At 70.9% G+C, this 16,358-nt stretch carries 13 protein-coding genes; 8 read left to right on the forward strand and 5 right to left on the reverse strand.

The genetic code is table 11. The annotated features are described in order from the left end of the window. Positions 1-639: 639 nt before the first annotated feature. Positions 640-1,923: a hypothetical protein gene (locus E1288_RS19270; protein ID WP_132487003.1), complete on the reverse strand. Its 1,284-nt coding sequence runs from the start codon at positions 1,921-1,923 to the stop codon at positions 640-642. Between the two features lie 256 nt (positions 1,924-2,179). Here E1288_RS19270 and E1288_RS19275 point away from each other — a divergent pair, with 256 nt between their 5' ends. Both E1288_RS19275 and E1288_RS19280 read left to right on the forward strand, forming a co-directional pair. Next, positions 2,180-5,941 (forward strand): CHAT domain-containing protein, encoded by a 3,762-nt coding sequence (locus E1288_RS19275; RefSeq protein WP_235883662.1) that lies wholly within the window; start codon positions 2,180-2,182, stop codon positions 5,939-5,941. A gap of 228 nt (positions 5,942-6,169) precedes the next feature. Further along, positions 6,170-7,774 carry an Hsp70 family protein gene (locus E1288_RS19280; protein ID WP_132487005.1) on the forward strand — a complete coding sequence of 535 codons (1,605 nt, stop codon included), beginning with the start codon at positions 6,170-6,172 and terminating at the stop codon, positions 7,772-7,774. 79 nt (positions 7,775-7,853) lie between these two features. Here E1288_RS19280 and E1288_RS19285 read toward each other — a convergent pair whose 3' ends face one another. After that, a complete protein-coding gene (locus E1288_RS19285) occupies positions 7,854-8,642 on the reverse strand; it encodes a serine hydrolase (RefSeq protein WP_132487007.1) in 789 nt (262 codons plus the stop codon). Positions 8,643-8,752: 110 nt separating this feature from the next. Here E1288_RS19285 and E1288_RS19290 point away from each other — a divergent pair, with 110 nt between their 5' ends. The 6 genes from E1288_RS19290 to E1288_RS19315 all read left to right on the forward strand — a co-directional run bounded on the left by E1288_RS19290 (position 8,753) and on the right by E1288_RS19315 (position 13,361). Next, on the forward strand, positions 8,753-9,415 hold the full coding sequence (locus E1288_RS19290; RefSeq protein WP_408013600.1) for a response regulator: 663 nt from the start codon (positions 8,753-8,755) through the stop codon (positions 9,413-9,415). A 41-nt stretch (positions 9,416-9,456) separates the two neighbouring features. Next, entirely contained in the window at positions 9,457-10,827 is a 1,371-nt protein-coding gene (locus E1288_RS19295) for an ATP-binding protein (RefSeq protein ID WP_132487011.1), read from the forward strand. Beyond that, positions 10,824-11,309, forward strand: a complete 486-nt coding sequence (locus E1288_RS19300; RefSeq protein ID WP_132487013.1) for a hypothetical protein — start codon at positions 10,824-10,826, stop codon at positions 11,307-11,309. Before E1288_RS19295 ends, E1288_RS19300 begins: the two co-directional genes overlap by 4 nt. A gap of 206 nt (positions 11,310-11,515) precedes the next feature. Then, the gene (locus E1288_RS19305; RefSeq protein WP_132487015.1) at positions 11,516-12,067 is read left to right on the forward strand and encodes a GNAT family N-acetyltransferase; all 552 of its coding nucleotides are present in this window, start codon (positions 11,516-11,518) and stop codon (positions 12,065-12,067) included. Next, positions 12,064-12,699 carry a hypothetical protein gene (locus tag E1288_RS19310; protein WP_132487017.1) on the forward strand — a complete coding sequence of 212 codons (636 nt, stop codon included), beginning with the start codon at positions 12,064-12,066 and terminating at the stop codon, positions 12,697-12,699. Before E1288_RS19305 ends, E1288_RS19310 begins: the two co-directional genes overlap by 4 nt. Before the next feature lie 8 nt (positions 12,700-12,707). Then, positions 12,708-13,361 carry an RES family NAD+ phosphorylase gene (locus E1288_RS19315; RefSeq protein WP_235883663.1) on the forward strand — a complete coding sequence of 218 codons (654 nt, stop codon included), beginning with the start codon at positions 12,708-12,710 and terminating at the stop codon, positions 13,359-13,361. Positions 13,362-13,498: 137 nt separating this feature from the next. Here the strand turns inward: E1288_RS19315 and E1288_RS19320 are convergent, their stop codons facing one another. The 3 genes from E1288_RS19320 to E1288_RS19330 all read right to left on the reverse strand — a co-directional run bounded on the left by E1288_RS19320 (position 13,499) and on the right by E1288_RS19330 (position 16,357). Further along, positions 13,499-14,110 carry an Rv1733c family protein gene (locus tag E1288_RS19320; protein WP_132487021.1) on the reverse strand — a complete coding sequence of 204 codons (612 nt, stop codon included), beginning with the start codon at positions 14,108-14,110 and terminating at the stop codon, positions 13,499-13,501. 302 nt (positions 14,111-14,412) lie between these two features. Beyond that, complete coding sequence (locus E1288_RS19325; protein WP_132487023.1) at positions 14,413-15,567, reverse strand: epoxide hydrolase family protein; 1,155 nt, start codon at positions 15,565-15,567, stop codon at positions 14,413-14,415. A gap of 169 nt (positions 15,568-15,736) precedes the next feature. Beyond that, positions 15,737-16,357 (reverse strand): vWA domain-containing protein, encoded by a 621-nt coding sequence (locus E1288_RS19330; protein WP_132487025.1) that lies wholly within the window; start codon positions 16,355-16,357, stop codon positions 15,737-15,739. Between the last annotated feature and the right edge of the window lies 1 nt (position 16,358).

Consider the following 16,358-nt stretch of genomic DNA (forward strand, 5'->3'; position numbering starts at 1 on the left):
TCCTTGAAACCCCAAATCAAAGCACCCAAAAACCAAGCCCCCCGTCACCGGCTCCCCAAGCCGGTCCCCTTTGAGGCATGCCCGGCTGGACCTGGTGGACGGTACGATCCGCCGCCGTCACCTGCCCCCAAGCCGGTCCCCTTTGAGGCTCGTGCAGAAGTTCCGCCCAGATCATGGGTTCCTCTCGACCGTCACCGGCTCCCCAAGCCAGTCCCCTTTGAGGCTAGGGCGTGTGCTCAAGCATGAAATTCGTGAGGAAGTCCGCCGCCGTCACCGGCTCCCCAAGCCAGTCCCCTTTGAGGCAGGCGGCCAGGGCATGCAGCTGCACCGCGGTCATCCCCCCGCCGTCACCGGCTCCCCAAGCCGGTCCCCTTTGAGGCGCGATGTACCGATCAACGGTGATGGTGTTCGGTGTGGCCACCGTCACCGGCTCCCAAGCCGGTCGTCGTTTATGGCGGCTCGCTGCTGGCATGCGTAAGCGGGGCGGGACACCTTTGGTTGGTGTTCCGCCCCGCTTCTTTTGCTGGCTCGATCAGTTTTCGGCGCTTCGTCGCTTGCTCCACGGGCGCGGCTGCGCCGCGACCTTCAGGAGCAGCACGCTCTCGCCGAGCTTGTGTCCCGGGTGCCTGCGCTTCCCGGTCAGCGGGGGACGCTGTAGAGGACTCGCTTGCCCGGGTACTCCGTCACCGTCCAGACCTCGTTCTTGCCCGGCCAGTACGACAGGTCCTCCACGCCGATCGCCACCTCGCGGTCCGGACCGTCCACTGTGAGCACTCCCGCTCCGGTCTGCTTGTCCGGCAGCGCCGCCTGGAAATGCCCCGGGCCTGTTTCGCCGCCTCCCGTGCTGCTGAGGTACCAGCGGCCGTCCGTCGCCGTTGCGCCTTGCACGCGCGGTTTCGGCAGGCGGAGCGCCGACTTGGCTCGCCAGATGCCGTCGCCGTCCGGGCTCGGCAGGCCCGTTGCTCCGTCCAGGTTCCAGCGCGCCACCCGGCCGTTCAGGTTCGGGTCGCCCTGGTCTCCGCAGTACTCGCCGGTCAGCAGCGTGTCCGGGTTGGTGCTGCGGTCCAGCGACACGTACGAGTAGCGCTGCCTGCCTCCCGCCAGGCACTTGTAGTCGGCCGGGTGGTCGACCACGCCCTCCGGGTTCGACCAGCCCGCCACCTGCGGCATCACGTAGCGGTAGCCGAAGCCGTAGTACACGTTGTTCTGGCGGCCCACCTGGTTCTGGTCGGCCGTGTCGCCGTTCGTCGCCGACTTCAGGTCGAAGATCGACCGCATGTCGAACACCCGGATGCCACGGGCCGTGTCGACGAGGTAGAGGTAGTTGCCGTACCAGACGATCCCGCCCGCGTGAACGCTGCCGCCGTTGCCCGCCTGCGGCGTGGTGACCGCCTCGTAGGACGGGTTCCCGTTGCTGTTGATGTACGGGTAGACGAGCAGCACGTGCTGGTACTTGCTGGTCGCCGGGTCGAGGAAGGAGACCCGCACGCCCTTCGCCGGGCTGGTGTCCTTGTTGTACCAGCTGACCAGCAGGGCCTGCTTCGTCCCCCACTGCTGGTCTTCCTGCGCGTCCGCGACGGTCGTGACGCCCTGCGGCATCCACTCCGTCGTGTCGGTGTCGCCCGCGTTGAAGCAGAACTTGCGGAGCGTCGGTTCCTTCATCGTGTCCAGCGCCGGGGAGGTGCAGGCACTTCCGGTGCTGCCCTGGCGGTTGGCCTGGTCCAGGATGTTCTGCACGCCGAGCTTCGGTAGTTGGGCGTCCAGCTTGTCGACCCTCGACTGCAGGTCACCGCTGGTGTTGTTGAGCACGAAATCGTTGAGGTTGGGCGCATCCGCCGGGGCCGCCGCGGCGGGCAAGGCGGCCAGCGTCGTCGTCACCACGGCCGCCGATAGTGCCGCGGCCAACAGGTTTCGTCTGCTCACCGGTGTCTCCTTCTGGTCGAGAGCGGCGAACATCGGGAGGCTACGCGGACAAACGCTGCGGCAGAACGGAATTCACCTGTTCGCCTGCCACCGTTCGGCCGCGTGGCGGGCGCCAGGTGGGTGCCGGGCTGGTCCCCATGCCGCAATTTCCATTGAAATTGAACCTTCGATTTCAATGGAAATTGCGGACCGACCTCGGGGTGGGTGAGCATCGGCAGGGCCTAGGGTGGGGTTCTCGATCGGTTCGGGAGGTGCGGTGGACGTCGATCCGGCGGAGCTCGACGAGGCCATCGCGCAGCGGTACGCGCAGCTCACCGAGGAACTCGACGACGAAACCGCCTACCAGGTCCTGGTGGAGCTGGCGGACTTGCTGCTGCACCGTGCCGAGAGCGCCGACATCGACGACGTCATCGAGGTCGCCGGGAACCTGCTCGACGCCCTCGCCGACGACTCCCCCGCCCGCGCCGCGCCGCTCTACCAACTGGGCCTGGCGCACACGATGCGCGCCGAGCGCGGCGCCCAGGAGGAGTTCCGCACCGCCGTCGGCTACCTGCGGCAGCTGCGGCCGCTGCTGCCCGACGATTCGGCCGAGATCGTGGCCCGGATCGGCCTGATCACCGCGCAGGCGGCGCTCGTCCTGGAAGCCTTCGAGCACGTCGACGACGCACTGGCCGACCTCGACACTGCATTCGGGCAGCTGCCGGACTCGTTGCTGCGGAACCAGGTCCGCTTCCGGCGCGGGGCGGTGCACCTCACCCGGTACCTGTCGATGGGCGGCGGCGAAACCGATCACCGGACCGCCACCGAGGACCTCACCGCGACGCTCGACGTGCCGTCCGACGTGCGCACCTCGGACGCCTGCCACATCGGCCTCGCCTTCCTGCTGCTGACCGCGGAAATGCCCGCCGAGCTGCGGCAGGGCCCCATCGCCGCCGATGTCGCCGACCGGATCACGCTGACGGCCCCGGCCGAGGACCTCGCCGAGGTGCGCCGCCACCTGGACGCGATCTCCCCCGACGGAGCCGGCGACGGCTCCGTGACCACCTTGAAGGTCATCGTCAACGCGGTGGGGAACCTGGACGGCTCGACCACCGAGGACTGGACGACCGCGATCGGCGAACTCGACGACGCGAAGAGGTCGTGGCCCGACGAAGAACCCGGCAAGCGGGAAATCGCCGCGCTGCAAGCGGGTTTGGCCACGAAGCTCGCCGAGGTCAGCGGCAGTGCCGAGGACGCCGACGCCGCGACCGCCCAGATCGCCGCAGCCGCCGCGGCCTTGCCCGCCGACCACCCCATGCGTTCGCTGCTGCTCACCGGGCTGCGCTTCGCCTCCAACCCGCCCGGCAAGGCCGCTCCGGACCTCGACCCGGCCGAGAACGCCGCGGTGATCCGGCGGCTGGAGCAGGCGCTGGAGCAGTTCTCGGACGACGACCCGGACCGGGCGACGGTGCTCACCCAGCTGACGTCGACGCTGTTCAGGTCCGTCGCGACCGACCGCGCGCAGTCGCCGGCGTCCCTTTCCCGGGTCCGGGAGCTGAGCGAACAGGCGATCCGCCGCGGCGGCGCCGACCGGGTCAACGCCGGGATCAACCACTTCCTGCTGGGCGCCGCCGAGAGCTTCCAGGTGATCAACGACCGCGCCGAGGAGAAGCTCGGGGCCGCCGTGGCGAACATGCGGCGCGCCGACGAGCTGCTGCCCGCCGACCACAAGTTGCGGCCGCTGATGATGCCGTGGCTGAGCTGGCTGCTCACCCAGCGGTTCATGGCCTTCGGCGGCCAGGAGGACCTCGACGCCGCCCGCTACTACGCGGCGGCCGGCGGCGGGAACGACCAGGTCACGCGCTTCGCCGCCGCCGTGAGCCGGCTTTCGCCGCACCGGCTCGACGCCGCCACGCTGGACGGAGTGGCCGCGGAGCTCGAAGCGCTGGCATCGGAGATGTCGCCGGGGGACTTCCTCCAGCCCAGGATCGCGAGCGCGCTGGGAACGGCGCGAATGCTTCGGAACCTCCTCCACGGCGACGAGTTGAGCCTCGACGGTGCCAACACCGGCGAGGCGCGCGACGCGATGAACGCCGTCCTCGACGCCGTGGCCCGGGTGCCGGAGCACCACGTCGACCAACCGAACGAGACCCTCGGCGCCGCGAACGCGTTGGTCGTGCAGGGCCTTGCCACCCGGGATCTCGCGCTGCTCAACCGCGGCGTCGGCTTGATGGTCGAGGTCTGCGGGAAGGCCGACCTGTTCCCGCGCGAGCGTCGGCACGCGTTGGACATGCTGGGGACCGCGTTGCGGGTCCGCTACGAGTTCACCCGCGATCCGCGCGATCTCAGCAACGCCATCGACCGGTTCGAGCAGGTGCTCCGCGAGTTCGAGCTGGAGCCGGGCGCGTTCGAGACCGCGAACCTGTTGAACTCGCTGGCCGACTGCTACGCGACCCGCGGCGACGCGGTGCGCCGCGATCCGCAGCGCGCGGTGCAGAACGGGCTTGAGGCGTTGCGCGAGCGGGCGCGCAACGTGCTGCTGCAATCCAGCCCCCGCCGCGCGTTGGACACCGCGAACACCGCGTCCGGCGAAGCGGTGCAGGTGAGCCGGTGGTGCCTGGCGTCGGGCCAGCCGGAGGCCGCGGTGCAGGCGCTGGAGCTGGGGCGCGGCATGGTGCTGCACGCCGCGACGGTCGACGCGAACATGCCGGCCCTGCTGCGGGAGAACGGCCACGCGGACCTGGCCGAGCGGTGGGAATCCGAGGTGGGGCAACAACAACCGTGGGATGTCGGTGCTGCCGGCACGGCCAGCGTCGCCGATGCCGCGCTGCCCAGCGACCTGCGGTACCGGGTGCTGCGGGCCTTCGACGGCACCGCCGCCGAAGCGCACCTGCTCGCTCCGCCGCCGGTCGCGGAGATCGCTGCCGGGTTGCGCGCCGCGCGCACCCAGGCCCTCGTCTACCTGCTGCCCGGGGCCGCGGTGCTGGTCACCGCCGATGGGCGGGTCGAGCGGGTGGAGTCGCCGCAGCTCACCGAGGACGGCCCGGTCGCCCGGTTCGACCGGCTGCAGCGGGAGCGCGCCCGGGGCGACGACATCGAGGAGCAGTGGCGCGCGGCGTTGGCGAGCGTCTGCGACTGGGCGTGGACCGCGGTGCTGAACCCGGTGCTGGACCTGGTCGCCGCCGGTCCTCGCGAGCGACCGCTGCGAATCGTGCTGGTACCGACCGGAAAGCTCGGCACCGTGCCGTGGCACGCGGCGCGGCGGCGGGTGCCCGGCGGCAAGGTCCGGCACGTCTGCCAGGACGCCGTCATCTGCTACGCCGCGTCGGCGCGGCAGTTCGTCGAGGCCGGTCGGCGCGAAACCCGTTCCTGGGCAAGCGAACCGGCGCTGGTGCGGACGCCGGACCTGCACTTCAGCCGGCACGAGCTCGGCCACATCCACGAGGCGCACTACGGGCACGGCACCTACCTGGGCAAGCCGCCCGACCCGCGGCGCCGCAGACAACGCCGCGAGCCGCCGAAGCCCGCCGAGGTGCTCGCGCTGCTGCCCACCGCCTCGCTGCTGCACCTGGCCTGCCACGCCACCCCGGCCGAGCTGCCGATCGAGTCCGCGCTGCTGCTCGGTTCCGGAGAAGTGCTGCCGGTGCAGGACATCCTGCGCCAGGCGCGGGACCGGCCGCGGGATGCCGCCGGGGCGCTCGTCGTGCTCGCGGCCTGCGCCAGCGACCTCACCGACCGGCAGCACGACGAGGTGCTGACGCTGTCCACCGCGTTCCTCGCCGCCGGTGCCGCCGGCGTCGTGGGCACGCGCTGGGAGGTCGAGGACCTGCCCACGGCCATGTTCATGATCGTGTTCCACCACTACCTCAACGCCGGCTACGCCGATCCGGCGAGCGCGCTGCGGGCCGCGCAGCTGTGGATGCTCGACCCGCGCCGCCGCCCGCTGCCCGGCCTGCCCGAAGAACTCTCGCTCTTCTTCGCCGACATCGACCCCGCCGAGCTCGCGCACTGGGCAGGATTCACCTACCAAGGCCGGTAACTTCTGCTTTTATAAGCGGCGAAGCCGCTTGCGGTGTGGGACACAGCTTGCACCGCCGCGGGTTCACGGTGCCCACTCCTCTGGAGTTCTCCCAGCGAGGACAGCCCCGACGTGGTGAATTGGTCATTCATGAGTCGGGGATCCCACAGCGAGAAGGCCTCTGAGGTTCCGCCACCCGCACCGCCACGCAAGCAATACCCTGAAAGCTCTCTGATCGAGAGGAGTCCCATGGCTTCGGCGACGTTCGGCATCGACCTCGGCACCACGCACTCGTGCATCGCGCACATCGACGAGGCCGCTCGTCCGGTGATCGCCAAGAGCGCGGTCGGCGAGGACACCACGCCCTCGGTGGTGTACTTCGAGCGGCCCGGCACGGCGCTGGTGGGCACGGCGGCGAAGAACTCCGCGCTGCTCGCCCCGCATCTGGTGGCGCAGCTGGTCAAGCGCGACATGGGGCGCAAGAACACCGAGTTCACCTACCACGGGAACCGCTACACGCCGGAGAAGATCTCCGCGCTGATCCTGCGCGAACTCGCCCGCGCGGCCGAGGAGAACACCGGGCACACCGTGCGCGACGTGGTCATCACGGTGCCCGCCTACTTCGGCATCGCCGAGCGCGATGCGACCCGCAAGGCCGGCGAGATCGCCGGGCTGAACGTGCTCGACGTGCTGGACGAGCCGGTCGCCGCCGCGCTGCACCACCACGCGCTGGACAACGCGCCGCAGACCCGGCACGTGCTGGTCTACGACCTCGGCGGCGGCACCTTCGACACCACCGTCATCCGCGTTTCCGGCGACGACATCAAGGTGGTGTGCACCGACGGCGACGGCCGGCTCGGCGGCGCGGACTGGGACGAGCGGATCACCGACCACCTGCTCGCCGCGTTCCGGAACGCGCACCCGAACCTGGATCCGAGCGCGGACGAGCTGGCCATGCAGGAGTTCGCCGACCGCGCCGAAGAGGCCAAGAAGGCGTTGAGCGCCACCATGTCCCGCAACGTCGCGCTGCGGGCCGCGGGTGCCGCGGTGACGGTGCCCTTCACCCGGGAGCAGCTGGAGGAGCTCACCGCCGATCTGCTCGACCGGACGATGACGATCACCGAGCGGATCATCGAAACCGCGCGCGGCAAGGGCGTCGAGCGGTTCGACGAGGTCCTGCTGGCGGGCGGCATGACCCGGATGCCCGCCGTGGCGGCGGAGCTCAAGCGGCGGTTCGGGCTCGACGCCCGGCTCTCCGAACCCGACCTCGCCGTCGCCAAGGGCGCGGCGCTGTTCGCGCTGATCAGGCAGGCCAAGAAGGTCCAGGGCGCGCCGGCCGAACGGCAACTGGGCATCAGCGCCGCCGACGTCGATGCGATGGCCAGGAAGCGGGTCGCGACGGTGGTGCCGCGGGCGTTCGGCGTCAAGGCGCTGGATCCGCGGGACCCGCTGGCGCTGACGGACCCGATGCGGGCGCGGCAGATGGTGGCGCACCTGCTGCACGCCAACACCGAACTGCCCGCCGACACCGGCCCGTACCCGTTCCAGACGGCCATCGACAACCAGCGGATGGCCGAGATCGAGGTGTGGGAGCAGGCCGGGTCGACGCCGTCGGAGGAGCTGGCCGACAACAGCAAGGTGGGGCACGGCATGCTCACCGGCATCCCGGCCCGGCCCGCCGGGTGCCGGATCGAGATCACCTTCCACATGTCCGAAACCGGCGCGCTGACGGTGCACGCGAAGGAGTTGGAGAGCGGCAACGACGTGCGCTTCGAACTCGAGATCGGCGGCATGGACCAGAAGGCGGTGGCCAAGGCCCGCACCGACATCGCGGGCCACCAGGTGAGCGGTTAAAGAGTGCTTCGAAATTGGTTTGCGTTAGCGGTGCGAGTTGAGTCCCACCACAAGCGGCTACCGCCGCTTAGAACACGACCTAGCCCAGCAGCGCGGACAGTTCCGCGACCTCGGCCGTCACGCGGCTTTCCGCCTTCGCCAGCGAATAGCCCTCCGGATGGTGCGTGAGCACCACGACGATGTACCGGTCACCGCTGCCGACCAGCCCGCTGGTGTGCACGTCCACGCCGCCGCGCCCGGCCGCCCACGCCTGCTTGACGCCCCACTCCTCGCCGGGCAGCGCGCTGGGGATGCCGAAGTGCTGGTCGGTGCCGTCGGCGGCGGTGCGCGCGGCATCGCGCAGCGGATCGAGCAGCAGGGCGCGCTTCTCCTCCGGTAGCTCCAGAACGTGCTGGTACACCTTGACCATGTCGTTCGCGGTGATCAGCGTGTCGCCCCAGCGGCCCGGCGTGTCCGGAGGTTCGGTGTCCGACAGGCCGAGGTCGGCCGCGACGCGGGTGACGATCTGCGGCCCGCCACCGGAGGACCACAGTTCGCTGGCGATGCCGTCGTCGCTGTGCGAGAGCATCCGGGTCACCCGCGGGCTCGGTCGCTTCGGCGTGACGATCCCGCGCTCGACCAGGTCGAGCCCGATGAGCAGCTTCACCAGCGACGCCGACCGGAACTGCCGGTCGGCGTGGTCGGAGTGCAGCATTTCCTGCTCGACGCGGTCGAAGACCACCGTGCTGGAGTCGGTATCCCCGGAGGCCTGGCCGATGCCGAACGCGATGGCCAGGGCCGCCACCACGACCAGCGCTGCGACGACCGGCCAGTTGTTCCGCCGCCGGGGGCGCTGTGCCCGCAGCGGCCTGGTCTTCGCTTCCAACATGACTCCAGCGTCGCGACGCGATGTCGGCGTCAGACCTTGGTGATGTCATGGTTTCGCTACAGAACCACACGGGTGCCGCGGTGGAGATCCATAATCGGCCGGTGCCGAATGTGCTGCTGATAGAGGACGACCCGGCCGTCCGGGCGGGGCTGTGCCTGGGCCTTCGCCGGCACGGACACGTGGTGGAGCCGGCGCCGGACGGGGAAGGTGGCCTGCGGTTGCTGGGTGCCGCGGACATCGTGGTGCTGGACGTGATGCTGCCCGGGATCGACGGTTTCGAGGTGTGCCGCCGGATCCGGGCCGCTGGCAACCTGCCGATCATCATGCTCACCGCTCGCGGCGATGACATCGACGTGGTCAGCGGCCTGGAGGCGGGCGCCGACGACTACGTGGTGAAACCGGTGCAGGCTCGGGTGCTGGACGCGCGGATCAAGGCGGTGCTGCGCCGCAACGGCGGTGGCGCGGACCAGGATCGGGAACGGCACGGCGACCTCGTGATCGACCGGGCCGCGCTGGAGGTGTCGAAGGCGGGCGAGCCGGTCCCGTTGACGCCGACCGAGCTGCGGCTGCTGCTGGAGCTGTCGAAGGTGCCCGGCCACGTGCTCAGCCGCCAGCAGCTGCTGAACCTGGTGTGGGAGCACGAGTTCCTGGGCGATTCGCGGCTGGTCGACGCCTGCGTGCAGCGGGTGCGCATGAAGATCGAGGACGTGCCGGGCTCGCCCGTTTACATCCGGACCGTGCGCGGTTTCGGCTACCGGTTCGGCCCCCTGTGATCGGGCGATTGCTCGGCAGGGCGCGGGGAATCCGACCGCGGATGGTCCTGATCGTCACGTTCGTCGCGCTGCTGGCGACGGTCGCGGCGACCGGGGCGAACTACGTCTCGGCCCGCCGCACCGTGCTCGCCACGACGCAGGACCACTTCATGCAGCAGCTGCGCGACGACGTCGACCGGCTGGCCCCGGACCTCCGGCTGCCCCTCGACCAGGCCGCCCTCGACGAGCTCCACGGCCGGCTCGGTAGGCACACCGTCGTCGTCTTCGGCGGCCTGACCGCGAAGGACGCCACCTATCCCGCAGCTGAGATCTCGGAAGGCCTGCGCGCGACGGTGCGCAACGGCACGCAGGTCGTGTTCCAGCGGGTTGAGAACCAGAGCACCGTCATGCTCGTCGTCGGCATGCCGGTGCTGACCACCGACGAGCACTTCCAGCGCCACCCGTCCGGGCTGGAGGTGTACGGCTGGCTCCCGCTCTACGAACAGCAGCGGCAGATCCAGGAGTTCGCGACGAACGGCTGGCTGACCGGCGCCGTCGCGGTGCCGCTCGCGGTGATCGTCGCCTGGCTCGCCGCCAGCGCGGTGCTCCGGCCGGTGCGCCGGCTGCGCGATGGCGCCCGCAGCCTCGCCCGCGGCGACCTGACGACGCGGCTGCCCGCTCGCGGCTCGGACGAACTCGCCGAGCTGGCGCGGACTTTCAACGACAGCGCGGCCAGCCTGGAGGCTTCGGTCGGCGAGCTGCGGCGGATGGAGGCCGACTCCCGGAGGTTCGTCGCCGACGTGTCGCACGAGCTGCGCACCCCGCTGGCCGCGATGACGGCGGTCAACGAGGTGCTCGACGAGGAAGGCTCGCGGCTTCCCGGCGACGCCGGCACCGCCGCCCGGTTGATCAGCTCGGAGACGAAAAAGCTCGCGCGACTGGTGGACGACCTGATCGAGATCTCCCGGTTCGATTCCGGCGCCGCGCGGCTCGACCGGCAGGAAACCGACCTCGGGGAGCTGATCAGCGGGACGCTGCGCACCCGCCAGTGGGGCGACCGGGTGGAGGCGGATCTGCCGCCGGGGATCGTCGCCGAGGTCGACGGCCGGCGAGTGGACGTGATCGTGGCGAACCTGGTGGGCAACGCGCTCCGGCACGGCGAGCCGCCCGTGCGGGTGCGCCTGCGCAGCGCCGACGGGCAGGTCGTCGTCGAGGTCACCGACAACGGCCCTGGACTGCCAGAATCCGTGCTGCCGCACGTGTTCGCGCGGTTCTACAAGGCCGACGCGGCGCGCACCCGGTCGGAGGGCAGCGGGCTCGGGCTGTCGATCGCGATGAAGAACGCGGCGTTGCACGGCGGCACCATCGAGGCGGGCAACCAGCCCGGCGGTGGCGCGAAGTTCACGCTGCGGTTGCCCCTGGAGGACTCGTGAAACGCATCGCCTTGGCGGCCGTGCTGCTGGTGCTCGCCGGTTGCGGCGTGCGGCCGACGGACGTGGTGCTCGCCGGGAAAGGGCCGGACGGCATCGCGCGAGGGCCGGTGCTGTACTTCGTGACCGGCGAGCCCGGCCAGGTCAGGCCGACGATCCGGGAGACCGGCCGGCTCGGCACCGTGACCGACGCGCTCCGCCTGCTCGCCGCCGGGCCCACCCCCGCCGAAGGCGCGGCCGGATTCCGCACGGAACTGCCGTTCCTCACGACCGAGCAGGTGTCGGCCGGCGCCCCGGACGACGGGATCGTGACCGTGCAGGTCCCCGTGCCGCCGAGCATGTTGTCCGCTCTCGCATCGACGCAGCTGGTCTGCACGGCCGTCGGGGTCAGCGCGATGGCCGGGGCGAACGCCCAGAAGCTCATGGTGCAGCTCAGCGGTTCGGGCGAGGTCGGGAAACCGGTGCTCTGCCCGGCCAACGGCTAGACCGCGCCCGGTGGAACTCCCAATCCCGGAGCCAGGGTGTCGGGGAACCTGGCCCACGCGCCCTTTTCGCGCGAAACCGGCGCCCCCGCGCCTACCAGTGGGTGGCGATTTCGCGCGAAATCGCCACCCACGGCACGTCGGAGACAGCAGGCCGCCCGACCCCATCCCTACCCGGCGTCCGGAACAGCCTCTATAGCCTCGCGGTCATGGCGGACTGGGAGCTTCGGGACTCTTCGGCGGCGGACGTCGAGGCGGTGGCAGAGCTTCGGGCCGTGGTGCTCCGAGCGGATCTCCAGCGGCTCGGCCGGTACGACGAGCAGCGCGTGCGGCAGCGGCTGCGGGATGGGTTCGAGCCGGCGCACACCTGGGTGATCGAGGTGGGTGGCGCCTTCGCCGGCTGCGTGGCGCTGCGCCCGGCCGAAAGCGCCTACTGGCTGGAGCACTTCTACCTGGCCCCGGGCCTGCAGGGCAGGGGCATCGGATCTGCCGTGCTGGGCAGCCTGTTGGAGCGGTGCGACCGGGAGGACGTCTTGGTGCGGTTGAACGTGCTGCAGGGCAGCCCGGCCCGGAAACTGTACGAGCGGCACGGGTTTTCGGTCGAGACCGAGGACGCCGTGGACGTCTTCATGGTGCGCGCCCCGGTATCGCAAGCGCCCGGCGATCGATCGGGCTTCCCCGATCCCGGCCCGTCTCGTCGGATCTTGGTGTTGACTGAACCGCGGACACCGGACTCGCACCGGAGAGGAGGTCGACGTTGAGTCAGCAGCGGATGTTGGACGCGCTGGCGACCGAGTGGGACGACGTCGCCGACCGGCTCGACCCCGAGACGTTCACCAGGCTGGTCGCGCTGGTCGCCGAGCTGCAGGACGCGGCGGATTCGGAGAATTCCGCGCTGATCGCCGAGGACATCGCCTCGCTGCTCGGGGACGTGCTGCCGGTGACGCACCCGGTGCGCCGGGCGCTGGCCGAACCCGTGTCGCGGTTCCGCCGGCCGGAGGTGGACTGGCAGCGGCTGAGCACGGACCTGAGCGACCGGCTGGCTGATTCCGCGCCGCGCGCCGACCTGAACCGGCTGCGTGCGGCGGATTCGCTGGACGCGCACCAGGTTTCGGCGGGCGGCGGCGACCCGGCCGACCCGGACCTGATCCGGCTGCCGGGCGCCGACGGCCCCGCCCGGTGGCCCGCGTTCCAGTTCGACGCCGCGGGGGCGCCGCGCGAGCTGGTGCGCACCGTGAACCGGTACCTGCGCGCCGCCGACGATCCATGGGGAGCCGCGGACTGGTGGCTCGGGATCAACGACTGGTTGGGCGGGGTGCCTGCCGAGCTGATCGGCCAGGTCACCGACCAGGCGTTGATCGACGCCGCCCGCGAAGACTCGGCGGAGGTGTGACCGTGCCGATGGCCACCCCACCGCTGGAGTTCGAGGCCGCCCCGACCCGGTACGTGCTGCCCGCCGACACCACGCTGTTCCGGCTGCACGACCGCAGGCGGCACGCGGCCGAGTTCAAGCCCGCCCAGGCCGGCAACGCGCCGGGCGGCCGGTTCGACGGCACACCGTCGGACCCGTTCCCCAGCTACTACGCCGGATTGCAGGTGACGACGGCGCTGGCGGAAGTGCTGCTGCGCAACCTGGGCTTCGGCGGCAACGGGCAGCGGCTGATCCGCCGGGCGCAGATCGCCGAGCGACGGCTCAGCGCCGTCCGCACCGCCCGCGAGCTGACCCTGGTCAGCCTGCTGACCGGACCCGATCTGGCCGCGGTCGCGCAGGATTCCTGGCTGGTCGACGCCGAGGGCAAGGACTCCTACGAGCGGACCCGCGACTGGGCGGCGTGGATCCGGGCGCAGGCGGAGTGGGCGGACGGGCTGATCTGGCCGTCCAAGCGGGACACCGGGAATCCGGCCCTGGTGCTGTTCGGCGACCGCTGCGGAGCGGACGGCCTGGACGGCGAAGAACCGGAACTGCAGATCGACCTGGACACCCCGATCGGCGAGGCCTGGCTGGCCAGGATGCTCGCCCCCTACCGCGCAGCGGTAGCCCCCAGACCGAACTGACACCCCGGCAGCCACGAGCCCGTGGGTGCCGCCGAGCGGAACGAGTGAACGGCCTGTTCACCTCGTCTACCGAGGCGAACAGGCCGTTCACTCAGAACATCCGACGCGCAGAACGAGCCTGGAAACAGGTCAAACCCTCAGCGCTGGGACCAGGTTCCGCCGTGCTGGAGGAACGCCCATTCGCGTTCCCAGGCGCGCATGCACATGCGGCGGGCCAGGTGCTGGGTCCCCGTGATCAGGGCGATGCAGGCCAGCTCGGTCACCAGCAGCATCAGCAGTGCCGCGAAGATCGCCGACGCCGTGATCGCTCCTCCGCCGGCCGGGGCCGGTACCCGGTTGCCCGCCTGGTCGACCCACACGGTCACGGTGTCGCCCGGCGAGCTGTCGGCCGGGACCTGGACCGTCGCGCTCTGCGTCCGGGCCAGCCCGGCGCGCCACTCGACGACCGCGGTCGAGTTCAGGGCGTCCTGGCTGTAGGCCTCGGATACCGGGACGCTGAGCGCGGGGCGGGTGGTCAGCACCGCGTCCACCGGCCGCGTGGTCTCCGCCGCCGTCGTCGCACGCTGCGTGAGGTCGGCGTGCAGGGACGCGCCGAACAGGCCCGACGCGGGGATCGCGATCAGGGCGACCATGAGCAGCAGCACCGAGATGCCCGCCGCGAGCCGATCGATGGGCCTTCGCAACGGGTTCCGGTTCACCCCCAGTGCGTTGACCAACCACGCTGCGTGCGCTTTCAGCGCCGCGACCATCGCCGACCTCCAGACATCCGGTGCACCAAAGAGCCGCGAACGACCGTCGTCTTGTTTCGCCTCGATGGTTGTGCGCAGCATCCGCCAACACGAGTATCCTCCCCACCTGCCCCATCGTTATCACAACGTGACCAGACATACACCAACGGTGTAGCAGATCACGTTATTCACAATCTGCGATCCCACCGGCCGGGATGGGTGAGTCGGGCCTTTGGTGCACGGGAATTCAATTCCGGCAATTCGAACCATGGCCGGCAGGCATCCGGTGGTCCCGCGACCGGCGGCCGCGGGACCACCGCGGGTCAGCCCTGCGTCCTCAGTGGACGGAAGAAGACGCGCAACTCCTCCGCCACCTGCGCCGGTTCCTCGTGCGGCATGAAGTGCCCGCCGCGCCCCGGCCTGCTCCAGTGGCGCAGGTCGCGGTAGATGCGCTCCGCGAGGCTCTTCGGGAAGTTCGCGAAGATCGGCTCCCGGCTCAGCGTCACCGCCCCGGGCACCTCGATCGGCGGGACCGGCGCGTTGCGGTGGTAGTCGTAGTACTGCCGGAACGACGAGCCGATGGTGCCGGTGGCCCAGTACAGGGTCGCGACGGTCAGCAGCGCATCCTTGTCCCAGCGCCGCTCCAGGTCACCGCCGCAGTCGCTCCAGTCGCGGTACTTGTCGGCGATCCACGCGACGAGACCGGCCGGCGAGTCCACCAGCGCCGCCGCGACCGTGTCCGGCCGGGTCAGCATGATCTCGCTGTACCCGCCGTCCGACTCGTCGTAGACGGCCACCTCGTCGAGGTAGGCCTGCTCCTCGGCCGTCGGCGGCCGCTCGCCGAAGTCGGTGGCGATCACCGCAGTGGTCACGTGGACTCCCGCCACCTCACCCGGGTAGAGCGCGCCGAGCCACTGGGTGACTCCGCCGCCGATGTCGCCGCCGAAGGCGCCGAACCGCTGGTAACCCAGGGTGCCGGTCATCAGCTCGTGCCAGATCTCGGCGACGCCGCGGCGGGTGAACGGCCCCGCCGGCAGCTCGGAGAACAGGAAACCCGGCAGCGAGGGGATGATCACGTCGAAGGCATCGGCCGGATCGCCGCCGTGCGCGGCGGGATCGGTCAGCGGCCCGGCGACCCGCAGCATCTCCACGAAGCTGCTGGGCCAGCCGTGGGTCAGGACCAGCGGCAGCGGTGCGGGCGCGCCGTCCGCTCGCTTGCCGCGCAGGTGCACGAAGTGCACCTTCCGGCCCGCGACCTCGGCGAGGTAGTGCGGGTAGGCGTTGAGCGCCGCTTCGGCGGCGCGCCAGTCGAACCCGCCCGCCCAGTAGGCGACGAGCTCGCGGAGGTAGTCGGGATCCGTCCCGCCGGCCCACCTAGCGCTGTCCGACGCGGTCGTGAAGCGGGTGCGCGACAGGCGGATGCGCAGGTCGTCGAGGACGTCGTCGGGAACGGAAATGCGAAAGGGCTGAACAGTCATCTCTTCCTTCATCCAGTGCACGTTTCGTGGAACGAGCTCTCCTGGATGTCGGTCAGACCGCCGCCGCAGCCAGGAGCGCCCGGATGGAACGGGTCGTCGTCATCGGGCTCACCTCCTCGCTTTTGTCGCGGCTGACACGACTTTACCGCAGCGATCGCCTTGCACACGCTCAACGGCCGCGACGAGCCGACAGGCCGGTGGCCATCGAGGCGATACCCGCCGCGACGCCCGCGGCGTCGTCGATCTGCTGGTCGGCGTCCGGAACACCGGGGCAGGCCAGGTCCGCGAGCGAATCCGCGGCGGCCGGCCCGAGGCCGCGCACGACGATGCGGATGCCCATCGCGCAGGCCTTCCGCGCCAGCTCACGGGCCTTCGCGTGGTCCCCGAGCGCCCCGTCGCTGAAGATGCAGAGCACGCGGTCGCCCGGGTACTCCGGCAGCACCTCGATGCCGAGCTGCAGCGCGGACGAAAGCACGGTGCCGCCCCACGTCTTCGCCTTCCGGAGCGCGGAAACCACGTCGTCCAGCCGGGCTTCCGGCGGCACGTACTGCTGCACGACATCGGACCAGAGCACCAGCCCGCTCTTGTAGTGCGCGCCGTCGGCTTCGGCGAGGAACCGCTCGCCGCCGGCGATGGCCTGCTCCAGCCGTTGCCCATGCATCGACGCACTCACGTCGATGCACAGCAGGACGTGCCCGCCGTACCGCTCCTGCAGCCTGGGCAGGAACTCGCCGGGCGGCGCCTGCGTCAACCCGATCCCGCCGAAGTCCCGGCGAATCCACGAACTCATC

This window comes from Saccharopolyspora elongata (assembly GCF_004348985.1).
Lineage (GTDB): Bacteria > Actinomycetota > Actinomycetes > Mycobacteriales > Pseudonocardiaceae > Saccharopolyspora > Saccharopolyspora elongata.

What these genes read in the sequence shown, in the direction of transcription:
- E1288_RS19285 (WP_132487007.1), bottom strand. Translation starts at nt 8,642, where the DNA reads ATGTTGGAAGCGAAGACCAGGCCGCTGCGGGCACAGCGCCCCCGGCGG.
- E1288_RS19330 (WP_132487025.1), bottom strand. Translation starts at nt 16,357, where the DNA reads ATGAGTTCGTGGATTCGCCGGGACTTCGGCGGGATCGGGTTGACGCAG.
- E1288_RS19320 (WP_132487021.1), bottom strand. Translation starts at nt 14,110, where the DNA reads ATGGTCGCGGCGCTGAAAGCGCACGCAGCGTGGTTGGTCAACGCACTG.
- E1288_RS19305 (WP_132487015.1), top strand. Translation starts at nt 11,516, where the DNA reads ATGGCGGACTGGGAGCTTCGGGACTCTTCGGCGGCGGACGTCGAGGCG.
- E1288_RS19315 (WP_235883663.1), top strand. Translation starts at nt 12,708, where the DNA reads ATGGCCACCCCACCGCTGGAGTTCGAGGCCGCCCCGACCCGGTACGTG.
- E1288_RS19280 (WP_132487005.1), top strand. Translation starts at nt 6,170, where the DNA reads ATGGCTTCGGCGACGTTCGGCATCGACCTCGGCACCACGCACTCGTGC.
- E1288_RS19325 (WP_132487023.1), bottom strand. Translation starts at nt 15,567, where the DNA reads ATGACTGTTCAGCCCTTTCGCATTTCCGTTCCCGACGACGTCCTCGAC.
- E1288_RS19295 (WP_132487011.1), top strand. Translation starts at nt 9,457, where the DNA reads ATGGTCCTGATCGTCACGTTCGTCGCGCTGCTGGCGACGGTCGCGGCG.